This window comes from Pseudomonas asplenii (genome assembly GCF_001293465.1).
GTDB lineage: Bacteria > Pseudomonadota > Gammaproteobacteria > Pseudomonadales > Pseudomonadaceae > Aquipseudomonas > Aquipseudomonas fuscovaginae_B.
Genome location: NZ_JSYZ01000002.1, coordinates 80,058 through 100,511, shown reverse-complemented (window position 1 = coordinate 100,511; position 20,454 = coordinate 80,058). Strand labels below are relative to the sequence as shown.

Sequence of the window (20,454 nt, the reverse complement as noted above, 5' to 3'; positions counted from 1 at the left end):
GGAGCACCAAAAGACCCTAGTTGAGCATCATCCGTGCATCATTGAGCTGTTCGACCCAGGCCACATTGTCCGGGGCCAGCCCCAGCTTCCGGAAGGCCGGCAGGCTGGTCGGGTCGATATGGGCAAAGGACTGCGTCGTGCCCTGGTGGCAGAACACCGTGGCGATCTGCACCAGGTCCACGTAGTCGGTGGTCGCGCTGTTCCGGCGCAGGTCCAGGTACTGGCCCGGCAACCTGATCAGCCGCTCCGGGAAGTCCCACACCCGCAGCAGCTTGTCGCCCAGCATCGGGTGGATGCTGTCGATCACATGGTCCAGGCTCAGCGGGTCGGCCAGCAGTTCGTAATGATCCTCGGCATAGGTGAGGATCGGCAGCACGCCGATCTGGTGCACCAGCCCGCCGAGCGCCGCCTGGTCCGGCTTGAGTTGGGTGAAATCGCGGCACAGTACGTAGCAGATCCCGGCAATTTCCAGGCTTTTGCGCCAGACCTCACGCATCTTCTGTTCCACCACCTCGGAGCGGGCATGGAAGATCTGCTCCATCACCAGGCCGACCGCCAGGTTGCTGCTGTAGTTCACTCCCAGTCGGGTGATGGCGGTATACAGGTCGGTCACTTCGTGGCTGGCCCGCAGCAGTGGGCTGTTGACCACCTTGATCAGGCGCGCCGACAGCGCGGTGTCGACACCGATCACCTTGCTCAGGGTACTGACGCTGATCTCCGGATCCTCGGCCGCCTCGCGAATCTTCAGGGCGACCTCCGGCAGCGTGGGCAGAACCAGGTCATCGTTATCGATGGCCGCCACCAAGTCCTGTTGGACCTTTTCCGCCAGCTTGTTCATTCGTGCTCTCTACAGCGGTGCAGTTAACGCTGGATTTCGCGGTCGCGGTCCAGTTGATAGGGCAGATCCAGCAGTGTCAACAGCGGACCTTGCAGATCGCCCAGGTGGACCGTGCCTTCCTCGGCCGCTTCGGCCTGCAGGACGGCCAGCAGTTCGATGCTGTCCTCGGCCTTGGCCGCGATCACCACTTCGCCGACCGAGCTGTTGTGGGACGGTGAGAACAGCTCGCTGCCCGGTTGCGGCAGGTGTTCGCCGTCCAGCGCCAGGCGGTACAGGCGACGCTTGAGCTTGCCCAGGTACTGCATGCGCGCGACGATTTCCTGGCCGGTATAGCAGCCTTTCTTGAAACTGACGCCGCCTACGGCCTGCAGGTTGAGCATCTGCGGGATGAACAGTTCGCGGGTCTGTGGCATGACCTGGCCGATGCCGGCACGCACCTGGCCGAGCAGCCAGGTGTTGAGATCGGCCTCACGCAGTTGGCTGGCCAAGCGGGCACGCACGCTTTCGGCCTGCTGCGCCGGTACCCAGAGTTCGCTGCGACCCGGCGACACACGCACGGCGATCAGGCCATCGGCACGCACTACGCTGTCGCTGTCGGCGGGCAATGGCAGGCCCAGGCCGGCCAGGCAGGTATCGGCTTCGCCGAGGCCGAAACGGACCCAGCCGGCGCTTTCGTCGGTGAGCCTGGCCTTGGAGAACACGGCGTACTTCTTCAGGTCCGCCAGTTGCGGCTCAAGCAGCTCGCCGGCCATGGCCAGCAAGGCTCCGTCACCTTCGAGCAGGATGCGGAAGCTCGATTGCATGCGGCCTTTCTGCGTGCAGCGCGCGCCGAGGCTGGCATGGCTGTCGCTGAGGTAATTGAGGTTGCAGGTCAACTGGCCTTGCAGGAACTTGCTGGCTTCGGCGCCGCGGACAGCGAGGACGCCTTCGTGGGACAGGGTGCAGAAAAAAGCGGAATCGGCCATGAGTCTTCGCAGCATGAAAAAGTCTGGTACACATCATAGAGGGGTGCCCTGGAAATGGATAGTTCGCAAAACGCCGGCTCATGCCGACCAAAGCCGACTGTGCGACGTCGATCAGGCCTGTATACTTGCGGCCAAATTCGAGGAGCGTTCCATGGTCGAAGATGTAGAACTCAATCGCCTCTATTGGCACAGCCGCCGCGGCATGCTGGAGCTGGACGTGCTGCTGGCACCGTTCGTCAAGGAGGTGTACCCGCATCTGAATGACGCCGACCGCGCGTGCTATCGCAATCTGCTCGAGTGCGAGGACCAGGACATGTTCGGCTGGTTCATGGAGCGTTCCGAGTCGCCGGATCCGGAACTGCAGCGCATGGTGCGCATGATCCTGGATCGTGTTCAGCCCAAGTAATCGCTTCGAATGCCGCTGGCGGGCCTCACGGCTGCTGCTGGCGGCGTATCTCGCGGCCCTCGGGTTCGCGCTGCTGTCGTTGTTCTTCCTGGATGTTTCGCTCTGGGCAAGCCTGTCCGGGGCTTTCGCCTGCCTGTTGCACGCGGCCTGGGTGCTGCCGCGACAGATCCTGCTGAGCCATTCTGCGGCTTTTACCGGGCTGCGCCGGGACGAGCAGGGCTGGCAGTTGTGGAGCCGGGCCGGTGGCTGGCAGCCGGTGCGGTTGTGCCGCGACAGCCTGGCCTTGCCCTGGCTGGTGGTACTGCGCTTCCGCCAGCCTGGCAATTGGCTGCCGCGCTCGCTCTGCGTACCTCGCGACGCGCTGGCGCACGATGACCACCGGCGCCTGCGCGTACGGCTCAGGTTCAGCCGGCGTAGGTGGGCGGCACCAGGATAGTGTCGAGGGCCTCGGGCAACTGGCCCGGGTAGTCGAGGGTGTAGTGCAGGCCGCGGCTTTCCTTGCGTTCCATGGCCGAGCGGATCATCAATTCGGCCACCTGGGCCAGATTGCGCAGCTCGATCAGGTCGCGACTGACCTTGTAGTTGCTGTAGAACTCGTCGATCTCGTCCAGCAGCAGGCGCACCCGGTGCTGGGCCCGTTGCAGGCGCTTGTTGGTGCGTACGATGCCCACGTAGTCCCACATGAACCGCCGGAGCTCGTCCCAGTTGTGGGCAATGATCACGTCCTCGTCGGAGTCGGTCACCTGGCTGGCGTCCCAGCTCGGCAGGGCCGCTGGCTGGGCGACCTGCGGAAGTTCCCGGAGGATGTCGGCGGCGGCCGAGCGGGCATAGACGAAACATTCGAGCAGCGAGTTGCTGGCCATGCGGTTGGCGCCGTGCAGGCCGGTGAAGCTGGTTTCGCCGATCGCATACAGGCCGGGAACGTCGGTGCGGCCCTGCTGGTCGACGAGGATGCCGCCACAGGTGTAGTGCGCGGCGGGCACTACCGGGATCGGCTGGCGGGTGATGTCGATGGAGAACGCCAGGCAGCGCTCGTACACCGTCGGGAAGTGCGCCTTGATGAAGGCTTCGGGCTTGTGGCTGATGTCCAGGTAGACGCAGTCGATACCCAGGCGCTTCATCTCGTGGTCGATGGCCCGGGCGACGATATCCCGTGGCGCCAGCTCCGCCCTGGGGTCGAAGCGCGGCATGAAGCGTTCGCCATTGGGCAGCTTGAGGTGCGCACCTTCGCCGCGCAGGGCCTCGGTGATCAGGAAGCTCTTGGCCTGGGGGTGATACAGGCAGGTGGGGTGGAACTGGTTGAACTCCAGGTTCGCCACCCGGCAGCCCGAGCGCCAGGCCATGGCGATACCGTCGCCACAGGCGCCGTCGGGGTTGCTGGTATAGAGGTAGACCTTGGCCGCGCCGCCCGAGGCCAGAATGGTGAAGCGTGCACCGTAGGTATCGACCTCGCCGGTGCCGCGATCGAGCACGTAGGCACCCAGGCAACGCTCGCCGTCCAGGCCCAGGCGTTTCTCGGTGATCAGGTCGACGGCCACGCGCTGTTCCAGCAGTTCGATGTTCGGACGCTGGCGGGCCTGTTCCAGCAAGGTCCTGAAGATCGCCGCGCCGGTGGCATCGGCGGCATGGATGATGCGCCGATGGCTGTGGCCGCCCTCGCGGGTCAGGTGGAACTCGAAACCGCCGTCGTCGACATTGGCCTCTTCATCGCGGGTGAACGGCACTCCCTGGTCGATCAGCCATTGAATGGCCTCGCGGCTGTGCTCGACGGTGAAACGCACCGCGTCCTCATGGCACAGGCCGCCGCCGGCGTTGAGGGTATCCTCGACATGGGATTGCACCGTGTCGGTATCGTCCAGTACCGCCGCGACCCCTCCCTGGGCCCAGAAGGTCGAACCGTTGGCCAGGTCGCCCTTGCTCAGCACGGCGATGCGCAGATGGCCCGGCAGGGTCAGCGCCAGGCTCAGGCCGGCGGCACCGCTGCCAATCACCAGCACATCGTGTTGAAAATGTTGGCTCATCTCAATCAATCCGAAAATAAGCACCGGGTCAACGGTGCGTTGGGCCCGGTCAAGTCAGGGCTCGGAACTCGCCACACGGCCCACTGGTAACTGCTGGGGGGGATCGGCACAATAGCCGGGCCTTCGTGGCATTGTGAAATTACTGCGGGCGGGAAGTGTGCGCCACTCCGGGCTCTCGTGCATATGGTTTTGCACGGTAAGACGATGATTTTTCGGCTATAACGAGGCTCATGCCGCCTTTGCCCGAGGGAACGGCACAATGCTATTACTTGCTGGGGTGTCCGGGAACTTTTAAAACGCCCCGGGCTCCATAGGCAGGTGCCAGAGAGAAGGGGACAGCGTCGGTTGTCTGCGTAGCCTGACGAAGGATACGCCAGCGGATTCGACGACAAGATCATTCACGCAGCCGGCCAGGGCCGTGCTGCGTTTTTCGTGTGGGCCCGTTTGAAGGGTCGCAGGAAACTTGCTTGAAGGGGGAGAACTTTTGCCGACAGTCCGAGTCTATGTTTGCAAGCCTGATCGATTAGCAATGGCAGCCTCCTTCAAGTCCAATGAGGAGCATTCATGCTAACCCAGGAAGAGGATCAGCAGCTGGTCGAACGCGTGCAACGCGGCGATCGGCGGGCTTTCGATCTGCTAGTGCTGAAATACCAGCACAAAATTCTCGGGTTGATCGTGCGCTTTGTGCACGACACCCATGAAGCCCAGGATGTGGCACAGGAAGCGTTTATCAAAGCCTACCGTGCGCTGGGAAATTTTCGCGGTGACAGTGCGTTCTATACCTGGCTGTACCGCATCGCCATCAACACGGCGAAAAACTATCTGGTGTCCCGCGGTCGCAGGCCTCCAGACAGCGATGTGAGTTCCGAAGATGCCGAGTTCTACGATGGCGATCATGGCCTCAAGGATCTCGAATCGCCGGAGCGTGCGTTGCTCCGGGATGAGATCGAAGGCACCGTCCATCGAACCATTCAGCAACTGCCGGAAGATTTGCGTACAGCGTTAACTTTACGTGAATTCGACGGTCTGAGTTATGAGGACATTGCAGCCGTCATGCAATGTCCGGTGGGCACCGTGCGCTCCCGGATTTTCCGCGCTCGGGAGGCCATCGATAAAGCCCTGCAACCGTTGTTGCAGGAAACCTGAGACAGCGGCGACAGCCAAGAGAGGAACCGTCATGAGTCGTGAAGCCCTGCAGGAATCGCTGTCCGCGGTGATGGATAACGAAGCGGACGAATTGGAATTGCGTCGAGTGCTCAATGCCCTCGACGATGCCGACACTCGTGCCACCTGGTCGCGTTATCAGGTTGCCCGGGCTGTGATGCACAAGGATCTGTTGGACCCGCGCCTGGATATCGCATCGGCTGTATCGGCGGCGCTGGCTGGCGAAGATGTGCCAGCCAGGAACACCCGTGGTCCGTGGCGCACCCTCGGTCGCCTGGCGGTGGCCGCTTCGGTGACCATGGCGGTGCTGGCCGGCGTGCGGTTCTACAACCAGGACGAGATTGCCGGCGCCCAACTGGCCCAGCAATCCAATCAGCCGGGTCTGGCCGCGCCAACGGCGAAGGGCCCTGCGGTATTGGCCGGCTATACTGAAGGCTCCGAGCCTACCGGGCCGATGGCCAACGGTGTGCTGCAACAAGGCCAGGCCGGTTGGGACCAGCGTCTGCCAGGCTACCTGCGCCAGCATGCCCAGCAAGCTGCCCTGAAAGGCACCGAGAGCGCGCTGCCCTACGCACGTGCAGCCAGCCTGGAAACCGCCAAGTAAGGAGGATCATGCGCGCACTACCTCTTTTCACGCTTGCCCTGGCCGGCGGATTCGCTCTCGCCGCCCAGGCCGACGAAGCCCAGGACTGGCTGAACCGTCTTGGGCAAGCCGAGCAGCAGCAAAGCTTCCAGGGCACCTTCGTCTACGAACGCAATGGCAGTTTCTCGACCCACAGTATCTGGCATCTGGTCCAGAACGGTCAGGTTCGCGAACGCCTGCTGCAGCTCGATGGGTCGGCACAAGAGGTGGTACGGGTCGATGGACGCACCGAATGCGTCAGCGGCACGTTGGTAGCGGGGCTCGGCCAATCGCCTGATGCCCATGCCCGCGCGCTTGATCCACAGAAACTCAAGTCCTGGTATGACCTCGCGATCGTTGGCAAGTCCCGCGTCGCCGGTCGCCCTGCGGTGATCGTCTCCCTGACGCCTCGCGATCAGCATCGCTATGGCTTCGAACTGCATCTGGACCGCCAGACCGGCTTGCCCCTGAAGTCGTTGCTGATCAACGACAAGGGCCAGTTGCTCGAACGCTTCCAGTTCACCGAACTCAATACCACCGATATCCCTCAGGACAGCCAATTGCAGGGCGGTGCCGAATGCAAGCCGGTGACCCAGGCCGGCAACCAGGCCCAGGCCAGCAAGGTGGCCCAGCAATGGCATTCCGATTGGCTACCGCCGGGTTTCGAGCTGGTGAACAGTTCGGCGCGTGTCGATCCGCAGACCAAAACCCAGGTCAGCAGCCTGATGTATGACGATGGCCTGGCGCGATTCTCGGTGTTCCTCGAGCCCCTCCACGGCGCCAACATCGCCGATACCCGCACCCAACTCGGCCCGACCGTTGCCGTCTCCCGGCGCCTGACCACGCCGACCGGGGAGATCATGGTCACGGTCGTGGGCGAAATTCCCATCGGGACCGCCGAACGTATCGCCCTGTCGATGCGCACCGGCGATGCGCAGGCTGCCCGGCAGTGAGAGACTGAACCATGACGTCTGTCGCCTCGATCCTGCGCCCACCTGCACGCTGTCTGGCAGCGGGATCGAGATGCCGAAATGTCTGGTGATTATTTTCCCTTGCAAACCAATCGGAATTTTCCTATAGGTCAGGACCCTCTCGGCCCTGGCCTTGTGTGTTGTTCCCGGTCCGTAATCCAGGCTTAATCGTCTTTGGGTTTTATGGTACCTGTCGCTTAACCATGCTCGTTATTCACGGGAGCCGTATGTCGATACCAAGCTTGAAATCCTATCTGTCCATTTTCGCCACGGTCCTGCTTCTTGGGCAGGCGGTGGCGGCCCAGGCCGCGGAGCTGCCCGATTTCACCCAGTTGGTGGAGCAGGCCTCGCCGGCGGTGGTGAACATCAGTACCACCCAGAAGCTGCCGGACCGCAAGGTTTCGGATATCCAGGGGCTGGAAGGCCTGCCCCCGGAGATCCAGCAGTTCTTCCGCGGCTTCCCGCAACCGCGCGGCCCGAAAGGGGGCGGCGGCGGTCGGCAGCGTGAAGCCCAGTCGCTGGGCTCGGGGTTCATCATTTCCAATGACGGCTATATCCTGACCAACAACCATGTGGTCGCCGATGCGGACGAGATCCTCGTGCGCCTGGCCGACCGTAGCGAGCTCAAGGCCAAGCTGGTCGGCACCGATCCGCGTTCCGACGTGGCCCTGCTGAAGATCGACGGCAAGAACCTGCCGACCCTCAAGCTCGGCAAGTCCAAGGACCTGAAACCTGGCCAGTGGGTCGTCGCCATCGGTTCGCCGTTCGGCTTCGACCACACCGTGACCCAGGGTATCGTCAGCGCCGTGGGCCGCAGCCTGCCGAACGAGAACTATGTACCGTTCATCCAGACCGACGTGCCGATCAACCCGGGCAACTCCGGTGGTCCGCTGTTCAACCTCAACGGTGAAGTGGTCGGTATCAACTCGCAGATCTACACCCGTTCCGGTGGCTTCATGGGCGTCTCCTTCGCCATCCCGATCGACGTGGCCATGGACGTTTCCAACCAGTTGAAAGCCGGTGGCAAGGTCAGCCGGGGCTGGCTGGGCGTGGTCATCCAGGAGGTCAACAAGGACCTGGCCGAATCGTTCGGCCTGGACAAGCCGGCCGGTGCCCTGGTCGCCCAGGTGCAGGATGACGGCCCGGCGGCCAAGGGTGGCCTGCAGGTGGGTGACGTGATCCTCAGCATGAACGGCCAGCCTATCGAGATGTCCGCCGACCTGCCGCACCTGGTCGGTGCGCTGAAGGCGGGCGAGAAGGCCAAGCTGGAAGTGGTTCGTGAAGGCCAGCGCAAGACCATCGAGTTGACCGTCGGGGCAATTCCGGACGAAGGCAAGGAAATGGACAGCGGCAAGTCGGCCGGTGCCGAGCGCAGCAGCAACCGTCTGGGCGTTTCCGTTGCCGACCTGAGCGATGAGCAGAAGAAGGCCAACGACCTGGTCAAGGGCGGCGTGGTCATCAAGGAAGTCCAGGATGGTCCTGCGGCGCTGATCGGCCTGCAGCCGGGCGATGTGATCACTCACCTGAACAACCAGGCGATCACCGATGCCAAGCAGTTCACCGAAATCGCCAAGGCCCTGCCGAAGAATCGTTCGGTGTCGATGCGTGTCCTGCGTCAGGGACGTGCGAGCTTCATCACCTTCAAGCTGGCCGAGTAAACCAGCCGGTTGGTGACTGGATGTAGAAAAGCCCGCCTTGAAATGAGGCGGGCTTTTTCATGGGCGGGCGGAAAGTCTCAGCGCTGCTTGGGGATGCGTACCAGCCGACTGTCGGAATAGATGTCGTGCCAGCTGCGTTTCTGCTTGTCCAGCAGTACCCAGATGAAGCCCAGGCCAGCGAAGAGCATGGAAACGATGGCGATGAGAAAGCGCAGCAGGGCCTGCCAGAGGCTGATGGCAGAACCATCGGCGTTCTGTACGCGAATGCCCCACACCTGCATGCCCAGGGTCTGGCCCTTGTAGGTCCAGAATTTGGCGAAGAAGCCGAACAGTACGCAGAACACCACGGTCGAGAACAAGGGGTCGCCGTCCAGGGCGCCGGAGTCGGCCAGGGTCTTGAGGCGCTGCTCGCCGATGATTGCCATCTGCGCCAGCTTGTAGATGAAGCCGGTCACGATCAGCAGGGCGGTGCACAGCAGGGCGTCATAGAACATCGCTGCCAGGCGACGGCCCAGGCCGGCGGCGGGGAAGTCACCCTGTGGGCTTAGTACGTGCTTCGTCATGGGGGCTTTCTCTCGAGGAAAAGGCCATTTTACGAAGCTACCCCCATAAAACCAGACCTGCAGCGGTTGATGCATAAACCGCGCACATAAAAAAAGCCCCTGATGTCACCATCAGGGGCTTTTCAGGCATAAAAACCGAACTCAGTTTTCTGCGATGACTTCGTCAGCCTGCAGGCCTTTCTGGCCCTGTACTGCGATGAAGGTCACTTTCTGGCCTTCTTTCAGGCTCTTGAAGCCGCTGCCCTGAATGGCGCGGAAGTGGACGAACAGATCCGGACCGCTCTCAGGAGTGATAAAACCAAAACCCTTTTCGTCGTTAAACCACTTGACGGTACCGCTCTTACGTTCGGACATTTCTTATTTCCTTTGACGCTAAAAATTAATGACAGCCCCTTTCGCTGGAAAGAGTACTGGGCTGGGTTGCAGGAAAGTAAGAGACGTCGAACGGGTTGTAGCGAACTTAAAGCTACTGCCCAGGTCACGATTCCAAGCGACCCATGCAAACACAGTAGGGAAACTCTACGCCAACTGTGGGAGAAAAAACAAGCCCCCGTCCATCCCGCGATTTGAGGCCGTTTGCCGCAGTTTTCGCGGGCTCTGGCGGGGACATCCCGGACATTCAGGCATTCACTTGTGTTCGACTGTTATAAGCCAAGTTCACTTGCGAATATATGCACTGGTTTGTGGCGGACACGTTACAAACCAGTGCACAGTTTCATTACCGTTAGTTGTTACTGTTGGTATCAACCACGATAGTAACGTTGTGCGACAAACGGCATTTTGCTGACTTTCAGCGGGATGCGCTTGCCTCGTACGATGGCCCAGACCTGGCTGTCCAGAGCGCAGTGGGCGGCATCCAGGTAGCCCATGGCCAGCGGTGCGCCGAGGGTCGGGCCGAAACCACCGCTGCACACGCTGCCGATCACCGTGCCGGCTTCGTCGACGATTTCCGCACCTTCGCGTACGGGAGTCCGCTCCTGGGGCAGCAGGCCAACACGCTTGCGCTGCACCCCCTGTTGCTGTTGGGCGAAGACCTGCTCGGCACCGGGGAAGCCACCGGCACGGGCGCCATCGGCACGCCGGGCCTTGGATATGGCCCAGAGCAGGTTGGCCTCCACGGGCGTGGTCTGCTCGTTCATGTCGTGCCCGTAGAGGCACAGGCCGGCTTCCAGGCGTAGCGAATCGCGGGCGCCGAGGCCGATGGCCTCGACTTCGGTCTCGGCCAGCAGGCTGCGGGCCAGGCTTTCGGCACTGGCTGCCGGCACGGAAATCTCGAAGCCGTCTTCACCGGTGTAGCCGGAGCGGCTGACGTAGCAGTCGACCCCCAGCAGGCGCAGTGGCGCGAACTGCATGAAGGTCATCCGGGTTACTTCCGGTGCCAGGCGCGCCAGCACGGTAACGGCGGCGGGACCTTGCAGGGCGAGCAGGGCGCGCTCCTCGAACAGCGGCTGCACCTCGCACAGATGCCCCAGGTGCTTGCGCAGGTGGGCCAGGTCCTGTTCCTTGCAGGCGGCGTTGACCACCAGGAACAGCTCGTCGTTACCCAGGTTGGCGACCATCAGGTCGTCGAGGATGCCGCCGTTTTCGTTGGTGAACATCGCATAGCGCTGCATGCCCACCGGCAGGTCGACGATATCCACCGGCACCAGGCTTTCCAGGGCCTTGGCGGCCCCGGCGCCGACCAGGCGGATCTGGCCCATGTGCGAGACATCGAACAACCCGGCCTGGTCACGGGTGTGCTGGTGTTCCTTGAGGACGCCCAGCGGGTACTGCACCGGCATTTCATAGCCGGCGAACGGCACCATGCGTGCCCCGAGTTGCAGGTGCAGGGCGTGCAGCGGGGTTTTCAGCAGGTTTTCGGTGGACATCTTCAACTCCTGGAAATTGTCGGAAGGCGGCTTGCGCCAGCCTCGCCGATCAGCATTCGATAATGTTTACGGCCAGACCGCCACGGGCGGTCTCCTTGTATTTGCTCTTCATGTCGGCACCGGTCTGGCGCATGGTGCGGATCACCTTGTCGAGGGAAACGAAGTGCTGGCCGTCACCGCGCAAGGCCATGCGCACGGCATTGATGGCCTTGACCGAACCCATCGCGTTGCGCTCGATGCACGGTACCTGCACCAGCCCGCCGATCGGGTCGCAGGTCAGCCCGAGGTTGTGCTCCATGCCGATTTCGGCGGCGTTCTCGACCTGTTGCACGCTGCCGCCGAGCACCTCGCAGAGGGCGCCGGCGGCCATCGAGCAGGCCACGCCGACCTCGCCCTGGCAGCCGACTTCGGCGCCGGAGATCGAGGCGTTCTCCTTGTAGAGGATGCCGATCGCGGCGGCGGTGAGCAGGAAGCGCACCACGCCATCCTCGTTGGCTCCGGGGATGAAACGCATGTAGTAATGCAGTACGGCGGGGATGATCCCGGCCGCACCGTTGGTCGGCGCGGTGACCACCCGGCCGCCGTTGGCGTTTTCCTCGTTGACCGCCAGGGCGTAGAGGTTGACCCAGTCCAGTACCGACAGCGCATCGCGCAGGGCCGCTTCCGGGTTCTTGCACAGCTGCCGGTGCAGTGCGGCCGCCCGACGCTTGACCTTGAGGCCGCCCTGGAGGATGCCTTCATTACGGCAGCCGGCGGCGACGCAGTCCTGCATCACCTGCCAGATCTTCAGCAGGCCGGCGCGGGTTTCCGCCTCGGGCCGCCAGGCGCTTTCGTTGGTCAGCATGACCTGGCTGATGGACAGGCCGTAGGTGCTGCAGTGGCCCAGCAGCTCCTTGGCGCTCTTGAACGGAAAGGTCAGCGGGGTGCTGTCCTCGACGATGCGGTCGGCACCGGCGGCATCTTCGTCGACGACGAAACCGCCGCCGACCGAGTAGTACTCGCGGCTGCGGATCTGGATGCCGGCGCTGTCGAAGGCGCGAAAGATCATGCCGTTGGGGTGATAGGCCAACGGTTTGCGGATCATCGCCAGGTGAAGTTTTTCGCTGAATTCGATGGAATGCTCGCCGAGCAGTTTCAGGCGTCCGCTGCCACGAATGGCTTGCAGACGATCGGCGACGGTTTCGGTATCGACGGTATCGGGGTACTCGCCCTCGAGCCCTAGCAGCACGGCCTTGTCGCTGCCGTGGCCCTTGCCGGTGGCGCCGAGCGAGCCGTACAGCTCAACCTTGACGCAAGTGGTCTGTTCCAGCAGGTTCTCGCGACGCAGGCCTTCGACGAAACGTGCGGCGGCGCGCATCGGTCCGACGGTGTGGGAGCTGGAGGGACCGATGCCGATCTTGAACAGGTCGAACACGCTCAGGGACATGTGGGTTCTCCGGGGTCGTTCTTATTATGGTGAGGACGCAGTCCCCTGCGGGAGCCAGCAAGCCGGCTCCCGCAGGGGGTGAGTCATGTGATCAAGCGTAGTTCTCGATCGATGGGCAGGCGCAGACCAGGTTGCGGTCGCCGAACACGTTGTCGACGCGACCGACCGGCGGCCAGTACTTGCCTTCGACCAGCGATGCCACCGGGTAAACCGCCTGCTCGCGGCTGTACGGGTGCGCCCACTCGCCGACCAGTTCCGCCGCGGTGTGCGGGGCGTTCTTCAGCGGGTTGTCGTCCTTGTCCAGGCTGCCGTTCTCCACCGCGCGGATTTCCTCGCGGATGCGGATCATGGCGTCGCAGAAGCGGTCCAGTTCTTCTCTGGACTCACTTTCGGTCGGCTCGATCATCAGCGTGCCGGCGACCGGGAACGACATGGTCGGGGCGTGGAAACCGAAGTCGATCAGGCGCTTGGCGACGTCGTCGACGCTGATGCCGCTGCTGTCCTTCAGCGGGCGCAGGTCGAGGATGCACTCGTGGGCCACCAGGCCGTTGCTGCCGGTGTACAGCACCGGGTAGTGCTCTTCCAGGCGCCGGGAGATGTAGTTGGCATTGAGGATGGCCAGTTGCGAGGCACGCTTGAGACCTTCGCCGCCCATCATGCGGATGTACATCCAGGTGATCGGCAGAATGCTCGCGCTGCCGAACGGTGCCGCGCAGACCGCGCCTTCCTTGCGCTCCATCACGCCATGGCCGGGCAGGAACGGCGCCAGGTGCGACTTCACGCCGATCGGGCCGACGCCCGGGCCGCCACCGCCGTGGGGGATGCAGAAGGTCTTGTGCAGGTTCAGGTGCGAGACGTCGCCGCCGAACTTGCCGGGGGCGCAGAGGCCGACCATCGCGTTCATGTTGGCACCGTCGATGTACACCTGGCCGCCGTTGTCGTGGACGATGCCGCAGATTTCGCGGATGCCTTCCTCGAACACGCCATGGGTCGACGGGTAGGTGATCATCAGCGCGGCGAGGTGTTCGCGGTGCTCGATGGCCTTGGCCCGCAGGTCCTCGATATCGACGTTGCCACGGGCATCGCAGGCGGTGACCACCACGCGCATGCCGGCCATGTGGGCGGTGGCCGGGTTGGTACCGTGGGCCGACGACGGGATCAGACAGATATCGCGACGGCCTTCGCCGCGGCTCTGATGGTAGGCGCGGATCGCCAGCAGACCGGCGTACTCGCCCTGGGAGCCGGCGTTGGGCTGCAGGGAGACCGCGTCATAGCCGGTGGCGGCGCAGAGCATCGCTTCCAGCTCGTCGGTCAGTTGCTGGTAGCCGGCACTCTGTTCGGCCGGGGCGAAGGGGTGCAGGGCACCGAACTCGGCCCAGGTCACCGGGATCATCTCGCTGGCGGCGTTGAGCTTCATGGTGCACGAGCCCAGCGGGATCATGGTGCGGTCCAGGGCCAGGTCCTTGTCCGCCAGCCGGCGCAGGTAGCGCATCAGCTCGGTTTCCGAGTGGTAGCGGTTGAACACCGGGTGGCTGAGGATCGGCGACTGGCGAACCAGGGCTGCGGGGATGCTGTCCTGGGCCGCAGCGGCGAGGGCGGCGAAGTCCGGCAGCGCCTTGCCCTCGGCCAGCAGGGCCCAGAGGGTTTCGACATCGGCCTGGCCGCAGGTTTCGTCCAGCGACAGGCCCAGGCGCTCGCCATCGACCACCCGCAGGTTGATCTGCTGCTCACGGGCCTTGGCCAGCAAGGCCGCGGTCTGGGCACCGGTCTTGAGTGTCAGGGTGTCGAAAAAGCTGTTCTGCTCGACGGCCAGGCCCAGCGCGGCCAGGCCCTTGGCCAGGATCGCGGTCAGGCGGTGGGTACGCCGGGCGATCTGCTTCAGCCCCTTGGGACCGTGATACACGGCGTACATGCTGGCGATGTTGGCCAGCAGCACCTGGGCGGTGCAGATGTTGCTGGTGGCCTTCTCGCGACGGATGTGTTGCTCGCGGGTCTGCATCGCCAGACGCAGGGCCGGCTTGCCGAAACGGTCCACCGAAACACCGACCAGGCGGCCGGGCATGTCGCGCTTGAACGCATCACGGGTGGAGAAGTAGGCCGCGTGCGGGCCGCCGAAGCCCAGCGGTACACCAAAGCGCTGGGCGCTGCCGATGGCGACATCGGCACCGAATTCGCCCGGCGGAGTCAGCAGGGTCAGCGCCAGCAGGTCGGCGGCGACCGCGACCAGGGCGTTGGCGGCGTGGAAGCGTTCGGTCAGTTCGCGATAGTCGAACAGATCGCCGTTGCTCGCCGGGTATTGCAGCAGTGCACCGAAGAAGCTGCTGACATCGCCCAGTGCGTGTTCGTCACCGACCACCACCTCGATGCCCAGCGGCTCGGCACGGGTGCGCAGCACGTCGAGGGTCTGCGGATGGCAGTGCACGGAAGCGAAGAAGGCGTGGCTGCCCTTGTTCTTGCTCAGGCGCTTGCAGAAGGTCATGGCTTCGGCGGCGGCGGTGGCCTCGTCGAGCAGCGAGGCGTTGGCGATCGGCAGGCCGGTGAGGTCGCTGATCAGGGTCTGGAAGTTCAGCAGCGCTTCCAGGCGGCCCTGGGAAATTTCCGGCTGGTAGGGGGTGTAGGCGGTGTACCAGGCCGGGTTCTCCAGCAGGTTGCGCAGGATCGGCGCCGGCGTGTGACAGTTGTAGTAGCCCTGGCCGATGTAGGTCTTGAACAACTGGTTCTGTGCGGCGATGGCCTTGATCGATGCCAGGGCATCGGCTTCGCTCTGGCCGGCCGGCAGGTCGAGGACGCTGGTGCCCTTGATGCTGTCGGGAATCACGCTGGCAGCCAGGGCTTCCAGGGAGTCGAAACCGAGGGTGGCGAGCATGGCGCGTTCGTCATCCTGGCGTGGGCCGATGTGACGGGCGATGAATTCGTTGGCGGTGCCGAGGTTGATGGTCATGGTGGTTCCTCAGGCCTGGGCTTCGATCAGGCGCTCGTAGGCGGCCTGATCCAGCAGTTGGCCGACAGCGGCGGCATCGGCGGGTTTGAAGCGGAAGAACCAGCCTTCGCCCAGCGGGTCTTCGTTGACCAGTTCCGGGCTGTCTTCCAGTGCCGGGTTGACCTCCAGCACTTCCCCGTCCAGAGGCATGTACACGCCGCTGGCGGCCTTGACCGATTCCACGGTGGCGGCTTCGGCGCCCTTGTCGTAGGCCTGCAGTTCCGGCAACTGGACGAATACGACATCACCGAGGGCGTTCTGGGCGAACGCCGTGATCCCGACCGTTACGCTGCCATCGGCTTCGGTACGCAGCCACTCGTGGTCTTCGGTAAAACGCAACTCGGTCATGGAAACACTCCTCAAGGGCCAGATTCGTCTGGTGGACGCTATTGAAGGCGAGGACTTCGCCCCGCTTGAATGGGACTCCCTTAGCAAGTTTGCGGCCAATCGGGTGAGGAGCTTGAAAATCAAGGGTTTGGCGCAGGTTTCGGCGCAGTTGCCGCGAATGGACTGTAGTGAAATCGCTACAGTCTGGGCGGCCGAAAAAAGCGCAACGGGATCAAAGTCTTGTCAGAATTGGGACGGCAGTCGTTGTAGCGAAATCGTTCCGCTGTATCGCTTTCAGTACAGATGAGTGTCGCTTCTGGAGTGGTCGCAGGGGATGGTTGTTCCCGGAGGTCGGCCGCTGGCCGCCTGCTGGTGTACCCCGCGGGTCGGTTTGCAGCCAGGGATAGGGTTGCGGTTCAGGGCTTGCCGGGAATCCCGTACTTGCGCAGGCGATGGGCAATCGCCGTGTGGGAGGTCTGCAGGCGGTTGGCCAACTGGCGGGTCGATGGGTATTGGGCGTAGAGCTTTTCCAGCAGGTTGCGCTCGAAATCCTCGACCGCCTGTTCCAGGCTTTCGATTTCGCCGTCGCTCTCGCGTGCCACGGAGGTGCCGGCGATGTCCAGGTCGCCGATATCCACCAGGCTGCCCTCGCAGATCGCCGCCGCGCGGAAGATCACGTTCTGCAACTGGCGGACGTTGCCCGGCCAGCGGTTGCCCAGCAGCGCCGGGTAGGTGCCGGGGGCGAGCCGGCACACCGGGCGCTGGATCTGCGTGCAGGCCTGCTGCATGAAGTAGCGCGCCAGCAGCAGGATATCCTGGCCGCGTTCGCGCAGCGGCGGCACCTCGACGTTGAGGACGTTGAGGCGGTAGAACAGGTCTTCGCGGAAGTTGCCTTCGCTGACCATCTTCTCCAGGTCGCGGTGGGTGGCGCTGATGATCCGCACATTGACCTTGATCTCGCGATCGCCCCCCACCCGGCGAAAGCTGCCGTCATTGAGAAAACGCAGCAGCTTGGCCTGCAGGTACGGCGACATCTCGCCGATTTCGTCGAGAAATACCGTGCCCTGGTTGGCCAGTTCCATCAGCCCCGGCTTGCCGCCGCGCTGGGCGCCGGTGAAGGCGCCGGGGGCATAGCCGAACAGTTCGCTCTCGGCGAGGCTTTCCGGGAGTGCCGCACAGTTCAGGGCGAGAAACGGCGCACCATGACGGGCGCTGATGGCATGGCAGGCACGGGCCACCAGTTCCTTGCCGGTACCGGTTTCGCCCTGGATCAGCAGGGGGGCATCGAGGGCCGCGACCCGCTGGGCCCGGGCCTTGAGGGTACGGATCGGCGCCGACTCGCCGAGCAGCGAGTCGAAGCCTTCGGCATGATCGTGATGCAGCGCGGACAGGCGTTCACCGATCCGGCTGGGCTGGTACAGCGTCAGCAGGGCACCGGCATCGGTGATCGGCGTGGCATCGAGCAGCAGCGTCTGGCCATTGACGGTGATTTCCCGCAGCGGCAGGCGAAAGCCGTTCTCCAGCAGGGCATCCAGCAGGCCGGGGTCGGCGAACAGCCCGGCGACGCTTTCCCCCGCCGGCTCGCGGCCGTACAGGGCGACCATGGCCGGGTTGGCCAGCAGCACCACGCCCTGGCTGTCCAGCGCCAGCACCGGATCGGTCATGGCCGCGAGCAGGGCGTCGAGCTGCAGGTGCCGGCGTTGTCCGGGCAGGATGTCCACCACCGTGACCGCCTGAACGCCACGCACACTGAACAGGGCATCGCGCAGCTCTTCCAGCACTTGCGGGCTGAGGGTCGGTGCGTCGATATAGACGTTGGGTGGCACCATCTCCACCGCATCCAGGTTCAGGTTGCGCCCACCGAGCAGCGCCAGGACCTCCTGGGTGATGCCGACGCGGTCGATGAAGCTGACGTGGATACGCATGGGACGGGATACGGTTCCTGGCGAGAAGGGCGCAATTATGCCATCTCCGCCGCAGGCTTCCCACGCGCAATGCTCCGCACCAGCCGCGCGGGCTACTCGAGGTGTTCGGGCTTCATCGGATCGCCGGACTTCACATGCAGTTGCGCGCGCACATCCTCGAACATCTCGTCGTAGTACCGGTGCAGCGCGATGATGTTGGCGCTCTTGGGCATGCCGTGCTGCTGGGCGAGGCGGGTGGCGTGGCGGGCGAAGTCGAAGGCCTGGTCCTTGGCCAGGAAGAACGACTCGTCGAGCGGCTTGTCTTCGATGGTGCCGTGCAGCCGGAACTGCATGCCCTGGCCCTCGCGCGGATCCTGGGCGAGTTCGTAGTCGATGCACAGGTTGTAGCTGAAGTCATCCCTGTTCAGCGCGTGTCGCTCGATATGCAGGTGACCGGGCTCGAACTTGGCCATGGTGATGTCTCCTTACAAGGCGTGAGTAGGGCAGACCATGGCCTGCCCCGAAGGTTCTCATGAATAGACGATGCCGGGTTGGGCGGTACTGACCCGGGTGCCCGCTTTACCTTGGACGATAGCCTCGATATCCGCCAGCGAGCCGATCACCGCAACCTTGCCGGTCTGCCGGGCGAACTCGCAGGCGGCCTCGACTTTCGGGCCCATGGAGCCGGCGGCGAAGCCGAGTTTTTCCAGGTCGTCGGGGTGCGCCTGGGCGATCGCCTTCCGGGTCGGCTTGCCCCAGTCGACGAAGGCCGCGCTGACGTCGGTGGCGATCACCAGCAGGTCGCATTCCAGCTGCCGGGCCAGCAGCGCCGAACACAGGTCCTTGTCGATCACCGCCTCGATGCCTTGCAGCTTGCGGTTTTCGTCGTACATCGTCGGAATCCCGCCGCCGCCGGCGCAGATCACGATGCTGCCGTTTTCCAGCAGCCACTTGATCGGACGGATCTCGAAGATGCGCTTGGGTTTCGGGCTGGCGACCACCCGGCGGAACCGGTCGCCGTCGGGGGCGATGCTCCAGCCTTTTTCCGCGGCCAGCCGTTCGGCCTCTTCCCTGGTATAGACCGGGCCGATGGGTTTGCTCGGCTGCTGGAAGGCCGGGTCGCCGGGGTCGACCTCGACCTGGGTCAGCAGGGTGGCGAAGGGCACTTCGAAATCCAGCAGGTTGCCCAGTTCCTGTTCGATGATGTAGCCGATCATGCCCTCGGTTTCCGCGCCGAGGACATCCAGCGGGTAGGGCGAAACCTGGGTGTAGGCGGCTGCCTGCAATGACAGCAGACCGACCTGCGGCCCGTTGCCGTGGGCGATCACCAGTTGGTTGCCAGGGTGGATTTTCGCGATCTGTTCGGCAGCGATGCGGATGTTGGCGCGTTGGTTGTCCGCGGTCATGGGTTCACCACGGCGCAGAAGGGCGTTGCCGCCCAGGGCTACGACGATACGCATGGTGCAGTCCTTCTTTGAGAGTCGTGTGGCCGGTTTTGGGGGAGTGGGCTTGGCCGCCAAGGGCTTCGCGGCGGTACGGCGTCCCGACAAGCCCGCTCCTGCAGGGTCAGATATCCGCCAACGCCGCCACCAGGATCGCCTTGATGGTGTGCATGCGGTTTTCCGCCTGTTCGAAGGCGATGTTGGCCGACGACTCGAACACCTCCTCGGTGACCTCCACGCCATTGGCCAGGTGCGGGTAACGGGCGGCGATGTCCTTGCCGACCTTGGTCTCGCTGTTGTGGAACGCCGGCAGGCAGTGCATGAATTTGACCCGTGGATTGCCTGCGGCCTTCATCAGCCGGCTGTTGACCTGGTACGGCAGCAACTGCTCGATGCGTTCATCCCAGGCCTCCACCGGCTCGCCCATGGAGACCCACACGTCGGTGTGGATGAAATCCACGCCCTTGACCGCCGCCACGGGGTCCTCGGTGAGGGTGATGCGTGCGCCGCTGTCCTCGGCGAACGCCTGGCACTGGGCGATGAAGTCGGCATGGGGCCACAGCGCCTTCGGCGCGGCGATTCGCACGTCCATGCCGAGCTTGGCGCCGATCATCAGCAGTGAGTTGCCCATGTTGTAGCGGGCATCGCCCAGGTAGGCGTAGCTGATGTCATGCAGCGGCTTGTCGCTGTGCTCGCGCATGGTCAGCACGTCGGCGATCATCTGGGTCGGGTGGAACTCGGCGGTCAGGCCGTTGAACACCGGCACGCCGGCGAACCGGGCCAGTTCCTCGACGATCTCCTGTTCGAAGCCGCGGTACTCGATGGCGTCGAACATCCGTCCGAGGACGCGGGCCGTATCCTTCATGCTTTCCTTGTGGCCGATCTGCGATGACACCGGGTCGATGTAGGTGACGTGGGCGCCCTGATCATGGGCCGCGACCTCGAAGGCGCAGCGGGTGCGGGTCGAGGTCTTCTCGAAGATCAGCGCGATGTTCTTGCCCTTGAGGTGCGGCCGCTCGGTGCCGGTGTACTTGGCACGCTTGAGGTCGCGGGACAGGTCGAGCAGGTAGTGCAGCTCGCGGTTGGTGTGGTGCATCAAGCTCAGCAGGCTGCGGTTGCGCATGTTGAAAGCCATGTTGGGTATCTCCCTGGATATATCGGTTGTCGCCACGATCGGCCGGCCTTTCTCGCCCTTCTTGTAGGAGCAGGGCTTGCCCGCGAATAGGCCCTCAAGCCTGGCGCTGCCTAAACGGACGCCTTCGCGGGCAAGCCCTGCTCCTACAAGGGCCGGTGCCCTGG

At 63.8% G+C, this 20,454-nt stretch carries 20 protein-coding genes; 7 read left to right on the top strand and 13 right to left on the bottom strand.

The annotated features are described in order from the left end of the window. Positions 1-16: 16 nt before the first annotated feature. Positions 17-838, bottom strand: coding sequence for an HDOD domain-containing protein (locus PF66_RS02515; RefSeq protein WP_054061818.1), 822 nt, complete (start codon positions 836-838; stop codon positions 17-19). Between the two features lie 23 nt (positions 839-861). Continuing rightward, entirely contained in the window at positions 862-1,803 is a 942-nt protein-coding gene (locus PF66_RS02510; RefSeq protein WP_054061817.1) for a YgfZ/GcvT domain-containing protein, read from the bottom strand. Between the two features lie 151 nt (positions 1,804-1,954). Here PF66_RS02510 and PF66_RS02505 point away from each other — a divergent pair, with 151 nt between their 5' ends. Continuing rightward, positions 1,955-2,209: a succinate dehydrogenase assembly factor 2 gene (locus PF66_RS02505; RefSeq protein ID WP_054061816.1), complete on the top strand. Its 255-nt coding sequence runs from the start codon at positions 1,955-1,957 to the stop codon at positions 2,207-2,209. Then, complete coding sequence (locus PF66_RS02500; protein WP_054061050.1) at positions 2,193-2,645, top strand: protein YgfX; 453 nt, start codon at positions 2,193-2,195, stop codon at positions 2,643-2,645. The genes PF66_RS02505 and PF66_RS02500 overlap by 17 nt, the downstream gene beginning before the upstream one ends. Here the strand turns inward: PF66_RS02500 and nadB are convergent. Then, positions 2,614-4,230 carry an L-aspartate oxidase gene (gene nadB / locus PF66_RS02495; RefSeq protein ID WP_054061049.1) on the bottom strand — a complete coding sequence of 539 codons (1,617 nt, stop codon included), beginning with the start codon at positions 4,228-4,230 and terminating at the stop codon, positions 2,614-2,616. The genes PF66_RS02500 and nadB overlap by 32 nt on opposite strands. A gap of 564 nt (positions 4,231-4,794) precedes the next feature. On the opposite strand from nadB, the gene rpoE reads away from it, so the two are divergent. The 4 genes from rpoE to PF66_RS02475 all read left to right on the top strand — a co-directional run bounded on the left by rpoE (position 4,795) and on the right by PF66_RS02475 (position 8,645). Then, positions 4,795-5,376 (top strand): RNA polymerase sigma factor RpoE, encoded by a 582-nt coding sequence (gene rpoE, locus PF66_RS02490; protein WP_010452874.1) that lies wholly within the window; start codon positions 4,795-4,797, stop codon positions 5,374-5,376. 31 nt (positions 5,377-5,407) lie between these two features. Then, complete coding sequence (locus PF66_RS02485) at positions 5,408-5,998, top strand: sigma-E factor negative regulatory protein (protein ID WP_017906213.1); 591 nt, start codon at positions 5,408-5,410, stop codon at positions 5,996-5,998. Between the two features lie 8 nt (positions 5,999-6,006). Further along, on the top strand, positions 6,007-6,969 hold the full coding sequence (locus PF66_RS02480) for a MucB/RseB C-terminal domain-containing protein (protein ID WP_054061815.1): 963 nt from the start codon (positions 6,007-6,009) through the stop codon (positions 6,967-6,969). A gap of 251 nt (positions 6,970-7,220) precedes the next feature. Beyond that, positions 7,221-8,645, top strand: coding sequence for a DegQ family serine endoprotease (locus PF66_RS02475; RefSeq protein WP_416773437.1), 1,425 nt, complete (start codon positions 7,221-7,223; stop codon positions 8,643-8,645). Between the two features lie 77 nt (positions 8,646-8,722). Here the strand turns inward: PF66_RS02475 and PF66_RS02470 are convergent, their stop codons facing one another. The 6 genes from PF66_RS02470 to gcvH form a co-directional block, all read right to left on the bottom strand. Continuing rightward, positions 8,723-9,208 (bottom strand): RDD family protein, encoded by a 486-nt coding sequence (locus tag PF66_RS02470; RefSeq protein WP_054061045.1) that lies wholly within the window; start codon positions 9,206-9,208, stop codon positions 8,723-8,725. A 141-nt stretch (positions 9,209-9,349) separates the two neighbouring features. After that, positions 9,350-9,562 (bottom strand): cold-shock protein, encoded by a 213-nt coding sequence (locus PF66_RS02465; protein ID WP_017906209.1) that lies wholly within the window; start codon positions 9,560-9,562, stop codon positions 9,350-9,352. 389 nt (positions 9,563-9,951) lie between these two features. Continuing rightward, complete coding sequence (gene gcvT, locus PF66_RS02460) at positions 9,952-11,076, bottom strand: glycine cleavage system aminomethyltransferase GcvT (protein ID WP_054061044.1); 1,125 nt, start codon at positions 11,074-11,076, stop codon at positions 9,952-9,954. A gap of 49 nt (positions 11,077-11,125) precedes the next feature. Beyond that, positions 11,126-12,502 (bottom strand): L-serine ammonia-lyase, encoded by a 1,377-nt coding sequence (locus tag PF66_RS02455; RefSeq protein WP_054061814.1) that lies wholly within the window; start codon positions 12,500-12,502, stop codon positions 11,126-11,128. Between the two features lie 91 nt (positions 12,503-12,593). Next, positions 12,594-15,443 carry an aminomethyl-transferring glycine dehydrogenase gene (gene gcvP, locus PF66_RS02450; protein WP_054061813.1) on the bottom strand — a complete coding sequence of 950 codons (2,850 nt, stop codon included), beginning with the start codon at positions 15,441-15,443 and terminating at the stop codon, positions 12,594-12,596. Positions 15,444-15,452: 9 nt separating this feature from the next. Continuing rightward, a complete protein-coding gene (gcvH, locus tag PF66_RS02445) occupies positions 15,453-15,830 on the bottom strand; it encodes a glycine cleavage system protein GcvH (RefSeq protein WP_054061041.1) in 378 nt (125 codons plus the stop codon). On the opposite strand from gcvH, the gene PF66_RS02440 reads away from it, so the two are divergent. Beyond that, positions 15,829-16,116 (top strand): hypothetical protein, encoded by a 288-nt coding sequence (locus tag PF66_RS02440; protein WP_054061812.1) that lies wholly within the window; start codon positions 15,829-15,831, stop codon positions 16,114-16,116. The genes gcvH and PF66_RS02440 overlap by 2 nt on opposite strands. A gap of 109 nt (positions 16,117-16,225) precedes the next feature. Here PF66_RS02440 and PF66_RS02435 read toward each other — a convergent pair whose 3' ends face one another. From PF66_RS02435 to PF66_RS02420, 4 genes are all read right to left on the bottom strand, one after another. After that, the gene (locus PF66_RS02435; RefSeq protein WP_054061039.1) at positions 16,226-17,734 is read right to left on the bottom strand and encodes a sigma-54-dependent transcriptional regulator; all 1,509 of its coding nucleotides are present in this window, start codon (positions 17,732-17,734) and stop codon (positions 16,226-16,228) included. Positions 17,735-17,826: 92 nt separating this feature from the next. Then, positions 17,827-18,186, bottom strand: a complete 360-nt coding sequence (locus PF66_RS02430; RefSeq protein ID WP_054061038.1) for a DUF5064 family protein — start codon at positions 18,184-18,186, stop codon at positions 17,827-17,829. A gap of 57 nt (positions 18,187-18,243) precedes the next feature. Further along, positions 18,244-19,173, bottom strand: coding sequence for a carbamate kinase (gene arcC / locus PF66_RS02425; RefSeq protein ID WP_054061037.1), 930 nt, complete (start codon positions 19,171-19,173; stop codon positions 18,244-18,246). A gap of 106 nt (positions 19,174-19,279) precedes the next feature. Next, the gene (locus tag PF66_RS02420) at positions 19,280-20,290 is read right to left on the bottom strand and encodes an ornithine carbamoyltransferase (protein WP_054061811.1); all 1,011 of its coding nucleotides are present in this window, start codon (positions 20,288-20,290) and stop codon (positions 19,280-19,282) included. Between the last annotated feature and the right edge of the window lie 164 nt (positions 20,291-20,454).

Excerpts from the sequence above, each read along its gene's own strand:
- PF66_RS02515 (WP_054061818.1), bottom strand. The coding sequence starts at position 838 with ATGAACAAGCTGGCGGAAAAGGTCCAACAGGACTTGGTGGCGGCCATC.
- PF66_RS02510 (WP_054061817.1), bottom strand. The coding sequence starts at position 1,803 with ATGGCCGATTCCGCTTTTTTCTGCACCCTGTCCCACGAAGGCGTCCTC.
- PF66_RS02505 (WP_054061816.1), top strand. The coding sequence starts at position 1,955 with ATGGTCGAAGATGTAGAACTCAATCGCCTCTATTGGCACAGCCGCCGC.
- nadB (WP_054061049.1), bottom strand. The coding sequence starts at position 4,230 with ATGAGCCAACATTTTCAACACGATGTGCTGGTGATTGGCAGCGGTGCC.
- rpoE (WP_010452874.1), top strand. The coding sequence starts at position 4,795 with ATGCTAACCCAGGAAGAGGATCAGCAGCTGGTCGAACGCGTGCAACGC.
- PF66_RS02485 (WP_017906213.1), top strand. The coding sequence starts at position 5,408 with ATGAGTCGTGAAGCCCTGCAGGAATCGCTGTCCGCGGTGATGGATAAC.
- PF66_RS02480 (WP_054061815.1), top strand. The coding sequence starts at position 6,007 with ATGCGCGCACTACCTCTTTTCACGCTTGCCCTGGCCGGCGGATTCGCT.
- PF66_RS02470 (WP_054061045.1), bottom strand. The coding sequence starts at position 9,208 with ATGACGAAGCACGTACTAAGCCCACAGGGTGACTTCCCCGCCGCCGGC.
- PF66_RS02465 (WP_017906209.1), bottom strand. The coding sequence starts at position 9,562 with ATGTCCGAACGTAAGAGCGGTACCGTCAAGTGGTTTAACGACGAAAAG.
- gcvT (WP_054061044.1), bottom strand. The coding sequence starts at position 11,076 with ATGTCCACCGAAAACCTGCTGAAAACCCCGCTGCACGCCCTGCACCTG.
- PF66_RS02455 (WP_054061814.1), bottom strand. The coding sequence starts at position 12,502 with ATGTCCCTGAGCGTGTTCGACCTGTTCAAGATCGGCATCGGTCCCTCC.
- gcvP (WP_054061813.1), bottom strand. The coding sequence starts at position 15,443 with ATGACCATCAACCTCGGCACCGCCAACGAATTCATCGCCCGTCACATC.
- PF66_RS02440 (WP_054061812.1), top strand. The coding sequence starts at position 15,829 with ATGGAAACACTCCTCAAGGGCCAGATTCGTCTGGTGGACGCTATTGAA.
- gcvH (WP_054061041.1), bottom strand. The coding sequence starts at position 15,830 with ATGACCGAGTTGCGTTTTACCGAAGACCACGAGTGGCTGCGTACCGAA.
- PF66_RS02435 (WP_054061039.1), bottom strand. The coding sequence starts at position 17,734 with ATGCGTATCCACGTCAGCTTCATCGACCGCGTCGGCATCACCCAGGAG.
- PF66_RS02430 (WP_054061038.1), bottom strand. The coding sequence starts at position 18,186 with ATGGCCAAGTTCGAGCCCGGTCACCTGCATATCGAGCGACACGCGCTG.
- arcC (WP_054061037.1), bottom strand. The coding sequence starts at position 19,173 with ATGCGTATCGTCGTAGCCCTGGGCGGCAACGCCCTTCTGCGCCGTGGT.
- PF66_RS02420 (WP_054061811.1), bottom strand. The coding sequence starts at position 20,290 with ATGGCTTTCAACATGCGCAACCGCAGCCTGCTGAGCTTGATGCACCAC.